Annotated in this window: 6 protein-coding genes and 1 pseudogene; 1 reads left to right on the forward strand and 6 read right to left on the reverse strand. The window is 73.7% G+C overall.

The genetic code is table 11. The features are described from left to right. Positions 1–14: 14 nt before the first annotated feature. The 3 genes from E1265_RS33110 to E1265_RS40870 all read right to left on the reverse strand — a co-directional run bounded on the left by E1265_RS33110 (position 15) and on the right by E1265_RS40870 (position 1,854). A complete protein-coding gene (locus tag E1265_RS33110) occupies positions 15–248 on the reverse strand; it encodes a hypothetical protein (RefSeq protein ID WP_120760294.1) in 234 nt (77 codons plus the stop codon). Between the two features lie 155 nt (positions 249–403). Next, the gene (locus tag E1265_RS40865) at positions 404–985 is read right to left on the reverse strand and encodes a hypothetical protein (protein ID WP_347877277.1); all 582 of its coding nucleotides are present in this window, start codon (positions 983–985) and stop codon (positions 404–406) included. Positions 986–1,014: 29 nt separating this feature from the next. Beyond that, entirely contained in the window at positions 1,015–1,854 is an 840-nt protein-coding gene (locus tag E1265_RS40870; RefSeq protein ID WP_347877278.1) for an MFS transporter, read from the reverse strand. Between the two features lie 112 nt (positions 1,855–1,966). Here E1265_RS40870 and E1265_RS33120 point away from each other — a divergent pair. Then, positions 1,967–2,820, forward strand: a pseudogene (locus E1265_RS33120) (helix-turn-helix transcriptional regulator). Positions 2,821–2,830: 10 nt separating this feature from the next. On the opposite strand, the gene E1265_RS33125 reads toward E1265_RS33120, so the two are convergent. The 3 genes from E1265_RS33125 to E1265_RS33135 all read right to left on the reverse strand — a co-directional run. Beyond that, the gene (locus E1265_RS33125; protein WP_132934661.1) at positions 2,831–3,487 is read right to left on the reverse strand and encodes a histidine phosphatase family protein; all 657 of its coding nucleotides are present in this window, start codon (positions 3,485–3,487) and stop codon (positions 2,831–2,833) included. Continuing rightward, complete coding sequence (gene rsfS, locus E1265_RS33130) at positions 3,484–3,930, reverse strand: ribosome silencing factor (RefSeq protein ID WP_132934662.1); 447 nt, start codon at positions 3,928–3,930, stop codon at positions 3,484–3,486. The genes E1265_RS33125 and rsfS overlap by 4 nt, the downstream gene beginning before the upstream one ends. A gap of 95 nt (positions 3,931–4,025) precedes the next feature. Next, on the reverse strand, positions 4,026–5,337 hold a 1,312-nt coding region (locus E1265_RS33135), incomplete at its 5' end, for an LCP family protein (RefSeq protein WP_132934663.1).

Here is a 5,337-nt window from a genome sequence, read left to right on the forward strand (position 1 = left end):
TATAAGAGACAGGGTCAGACGCTGGCGAAGGAGTAGAAGCGCTTGAGGGCGCAGTGCTCGTCGAGGAGGCGGCCGTAGATCGGTTCGCCCTCCAGCTCGCGGTAGACCTCGATGGGGTCGCCCTTGATGATCAGCGCGCGGGCGCACTCGACGCACCAGTACTGGTAGGCGGCGTTGACCGGCTGGAGGTCCCGGACGATCGGGGTGCCGGCTCCACACCAGTCGCATTTTCTGCTGTGTGCACCCATGAGCGATCAGCTCCACCCTCGGTCGCGGGCCGTGCCCACGTGGGTAAACCCCTCCGTCAGAGCCCCGGCTTGATCCGATTCTGCCACGCCGCCCGCGGACGGTTAAGCCGGTGATCCGACCTGATGGCCACGGAGACGGTATCGATACACGACGATCAACGCCTCTTTACCCACGTCGCGGGCCTGGCAACCGCTCCGGCGGCGGCCGCGGCGGTGGCGATGAGGGCGAGCGCGACCATGGCGGGCCACGGGTCGCCGCGGTTCAGGTAGAGGGTGCCGATGGCGGCGATGCCGGTCAGCATGCCCAGCTGGGTGGGCATCATCGTGACGCCGCTGGCGTCGGCCGCTTCCTCGGGGCGTACCTGGGCGAGCGCGCCGGTCAGCGTGGGGCCGTAGGCGAGGGCCAGGGCGGCGCCGGTGAGGGCGAAGACCGCCATCGTCGGGGCGCCGATGGCGGCGCCGTCGCGGAGCAGGAGGCCGGTGGCCAGCAGAGCGGCGGCGGTCAGCAGCAGGCCCGCGGTGGGCAGGGCGGGCTGCCGGTGTGCGGGGACGCGGCGCCACAGGAGCGAGACGACGCCGAAGGACAGCGAGGCCGGCAGAAAGACCAGGCCGGCGCGGAGCACGCCGTAGCCGAGGCCGCCGGCGGCCTCGGGGACCTGGACGTGCAGGGAGAGGACGAAGAGGTTGCCGCCGTTGATCGCCATGGTCAGGAAGATCCGCAGGATGGCCAACGGCATGCCGGGGCTCGTCAGCACCCGGGGGGCGATCAGGGGCTCGCCACCGCGTGCCGCGAACCGGGAGGAGTGGCGGGCCAGCAGGCGCGGCGAGCCCGGCGCCCGCGGTCAGCGACGGCCAGCACCACAGGGGCCAGTCCCGTTCCTGGCCGAGGACGAGCGGCACGGTGATCAGGGTCACGGCCGCGGTCAGCGTGAGCAGTCCCCGCGGGGTCCAGGCCCCTGGTGCGCGCGGTGGACGCGGGGCGGGAGAGGGGCAGGCCGCGTGGGACGAGGAAGAGCAGGGCGACGCCGATGGGCACGTTCACCAGGAACACCGAGCGCCAGCCCCAGCCGAACAGGTCGGCGCTGACCAGCAGCCCGCCGGCGAGCTGTCCGGCGGTGGCGCCGGTCACCACCACGGCGGCGTAGCCGGTGAGCGCCCTGATCCTGGCCTGGCCGGCGAAGGTCAGCTGGATGAGGCTGAGGACCTGCGGCAGCATCAGCGCCGCGCCAGTGCCCTGGGCGAAGCGGGCGGCGACGAGGGTGACGGTGTCGCCGGCGAGTCCGCAGGCGAGCGAGGACGCGGTGAAGAGCGCGAGGCCGGTGTGGAAGAGACGTCCCGGGCCGTGCCGGCCGCCGAGCCGGGCGCCGGTGATCAGCAACCCGGCGTAGGCGATGGTGTATCCGGCGATGATCAGCTGCAACTCGCCGCCAGATGCGCCGAGTTCGGCCTGGAGGGTGGGCCCGGCGACGTTGACGATGAAGACGTCGAGCAGGGACATGAACTGGGCGAGCAGGACGATGGTGAGGAGGAGCGCCGGGCACCCCCGGGCCGCCGCCGCGGTGGTCGCGGGGGTCGCGGGGGTCGCGGGGGTCGCGGAAAGGGTCATGGCAGGACCCTGGGGCCCGCGCGGTACGGGTAACAAGAGCCCGCTGACACTGGTCCTGACAGACACCTGGCAGGGCGCCGGACGCCGTGCCAACGTGAGGGGGGTGACGACCATGACGACGGTGCGGCGCCGACCTGAACTCGCCACGTTTTCGCGCAGCCGGCGGGCGCGGATCACGCCGGCCGAGGTGGGCGTGGCGCCGGGGCTCAGGCCGGGGCACCTCCCGGGCGGAGTCGGGGGAGGACGCCCGGGCTGCGGCGCGAGGAGGTCGCGCAGCTGGCCGGCGTCGGGATCACCTGGAACACGTGGCTGGAGCAGGGCCGGCCGATCAACGCGAGCGCGCAGGTGCTCAACGCCGTCTCCCGGACGCTGCGGCTCGACGCGGCCGAGCGGGAGCACCTGTTCCGGCTCGCCGAGGTGCCTGGACGCCGGATCCCACGCCGGACAGGGACAGCGTGGGTCCTGACGTGCAGCTGATGCTCGACACGCTCCAGCCGCTGCCGGCGGTGGTCTACAACGGCCGCTACGACGTGCTGGGGACCAACGGCGTCTACCGCGCGATCTTCTACCCCGGGGAGTCGCCGTCGGCGGCCGGCGGCAACGCGCTGTGGCAGCTGTTCACGGGGCGGCTCGAGGACTGCCCGCTGGTGTTCCGCGAGGCTGAGCTGCGGGTCATGGTGGCGACGCTGCGCTCGGCGTACGGCAACCACGTCGGCGAGCCGGGCTGGGAGCGGTTCGTGCGCGAACTATGCCGCGCCAGCCCGGAGTTCGCCGGGATGTGGGCCAGCGGCGACGTGGTGCCGCCCGGGCCGAGGGTCAAGACCTTCAGGCACCGGGCGGTGGGCGAGCTGCGGCTGCGCTCGCAGTTCGCTGTCCGTGCACGGCGTGCCCGAGGCCCGGATGGTGGTCTACGTCCCCGGGGACGAGGAGAGCCGGGCCGCGGTGGAGCTGCTGGGGAGCGGCTGAGCCGCACGCCCTAGACGTCGTCGCCGAGGACGGGCTCGGGGAGGGACCCCGCGTTGTGCTCGAGCAGGCGCCAGCCGCGGACGCTCTCGCCGAGCACCGACCAGCAGCAGTTCGACAGGCCGCCGAGCGCCTCCCAGCTGGGCGGGGCGAGGCCGATCAGGCGGCCGATGGTGGTGCGGATGGTGCCGCCGTGGCTGACGACGACGAGGACACCGCCGGGCGGCAGCTTCTCGGCCGCGCGCTCGACCAGCGGCGCCGCCCGGTCGGCCACCTCGGTCTCCAGCTCGCCGCCGCCCCGCCGCACGGGCTCGCCGCGCTTCCACGCGGCGTACTGCTCGCCGAAGCGTGCGCGGATCTCCTCGTGGGTGAGGCCCTGCCAGGCGCCGGCGTAGGACTCGCGCAGGGCCTCGTCGTGGGTGACGGGAAGCCCGGTGACGGCGGCGAGCTCGGCGGCCGTGTCCCGCGTCCGGCTGAGGTCGGAGGAGATGATGGTGTGCGGCCTGAGCGTGGCGAGGAGGCCGGCGGCGTGCCTGGCCTGGGCGCGGCCGGTCTCGGTGAGCTCGATGTCCATCGAGCCCTGGAAACGGTGCTCCAGGTTCCAGGCGGTCTGGCCGTGCCGCCAGAGCACGATCCGGCGGGAGCCGTTGCCGGCGTTGCTGATGCTCAGCGGAGCTCACCGCCTGGGGCGCCGCTCTGGGCGGCCTCGTGCTCGCTGGCGTGGGTGGCGGCCCGCCCCTGGGTGGCCTTGGCGTCCTCCGGCAGCTCGAGGACCGGGCAGTCCTTCCACAGCCGCTCCAGGGCGTAGAAGACCCGCTCCTCCGCGTGCTGCACGTGCACCACGATGTCCACGTAGTCCAGGAGGACCCAGCGGCCCTCGCGCTCGCCCTCGCGGCGGACCGGCTTGACGCCGAGGTCCTTGAGCAGCCGCTCCTCGATCCCGTCCACGATGGACTTGACCTGGCGGTCGCTGGGCGCGGAGGCGAGGACGAAGGCGTCGGTGATGGCGAGGACGTCGCTGACGTCGTAGGCGATGATGTCGTGCGCGAGCTTGTCGGCCGCCGCTTGGGCGGCGACCTCGACCAGCTCGGTGGCGCGGTCCGTGGCGGTCACTGGTGCTGTGGTCTCCTCGGCTCGGGGGCAGGCGTCGTCACCCGTCCAGGGTCTCACGCCGCGCTGACGGTGCCCCGGACGGTCGGCCAGCACGGTCAGCTCTCATAGTCCTCTCCCAGGACGATCGTCACATCGGCATTTCCGGCGCCGTCACCCTGGGTGACCGCCTCCTCCGGCAGGCCGAGGGTCCTGGCCGCCTCGAGGGCCGTCTCCCGGTGCGTCTCGTCGGCGTAGACGACCCGTGAGGACGCCTCGGTCTCGCCGGCCGCGCGGCTGTCGACGACCGTGAAGCCGCCGTTGACCAGCGCGATCCTGGCGGTCTCCGCGTTGCCCTGGACGCCGCTCGCGTCCCGGACGCCGATCCGCGGCGCGCCGTTCGGGTCGGCGTTGCTGACGGTGCCGCCGAGGACGTCGGCGACCAGTCCATCGGCGGTCTCGTCGCTGATCGTGCCGTCCACCTCGACCGGCAGCTGGGTGGTCTGGTAGGCGTCGCCCTGGGCGTAGCCGGCGAGGCGGGCGAGGAGGTTGCCGAGCTGGTCCTCGCGGAGCGAGGGGTCGACGATCTGGTTGAGGCCCTCGACCACCCGGGTGGCGCCCGCCTCGTCGGTCGGCAGCTTCTCGAGCACGGCCTGGAGCACCTGGCCGAAGCGGGCCAGCTGGGCGGTGCCCGGCTCGTCCTCGCCGCGCAGGGTGGCGTAGGCGACGGCGGCCCGGCCGGCGAGCTGGACGTCCTCGCCCCGCGGTACCAGCGGGTCCTCGCCGTCCTCGCCCGGCACCTCGGCGTCGGTGGTGAGGGTGATGCCGCCGACCAGCTCGACCAGGGTCTCAAGGTAGGGAGTGTCGAGGCGCCAGGTGCCCTGGATGTCGGCGCCGAGCAGGCCGCCGACGGCCTCGCGGACGGAGGCGGCGCCCTCGTTCGCCACGGCCTGGCCGAGGGTGGTGGTGCCGCCGTCCGGGGTGACGGAGAGCTCGTTGGGAAGCAGCAGGGTGGTGCCGCTACCGGTGGTCTCGTTGCCGACCAGCAGCACGGTGGAGGTCTCGTCGGAGTCCAGCGGGCGCAGGTGGACCACGACGACGTCCCGCACCTGGGCGCCGGTCGCGGTCTCGCCGCCGGCGCCGGATTCGGTGAGGAACGGCAGCCGGTCGGTGGCGTACAGGTAGCCGACGCCGCCGAGCAGGGCCAGGACGAGGGCGACGACCAGCAGCCTGACCCGCGTGCGGCCGCGGCGCTTGGCCTCCTCGCGGCGCTCGGTGCGGCTCTCGCTGAACTTCAGCCAGTCGATGACGTCCTCGGACTGGCCGTCCTCCTCCTCGACGAAGGCGAACTGCTCGGTCCGGTAGTCGCCGCCGGCGGGCTCGGCCTCGGGCCGGCGGACGGGCGGCACGGACGGCGCGGGAGCGGGGGCC

Origin of the sequence: Streptomyces sp. 8K308 (genome assembly GCF_004348315.1) — a bacterium.
Lineage (GTDB): Bacteria > Actinomycetota > Actinomycetes > Streptomycetales > Streptomycetaceae > Streptomyces.

Coding starts and splice junctions, on each gene's coding strand:
- E1265_RS33110 (WP_120760294.1), bottom strand. CDS start 248: ATGGGTGCACACAGCAGAAAATGCGACTGGTGTGGAGCCGGCACCCCG.
- E1265_RS40865 (WP_347877277.1), bottom strand. CDS start 985: ATGCCGTTGGCCATCCTGCGGATCTTCCTGACCATGGCGATCAACGGC.
- E1265_RS40870 (WP_347877278.1), bottom strand. CDS start 1,854: ATGACCCTTTCCGCGACCCCCGCGACCCCCGCGACCCCCGCGACCACC.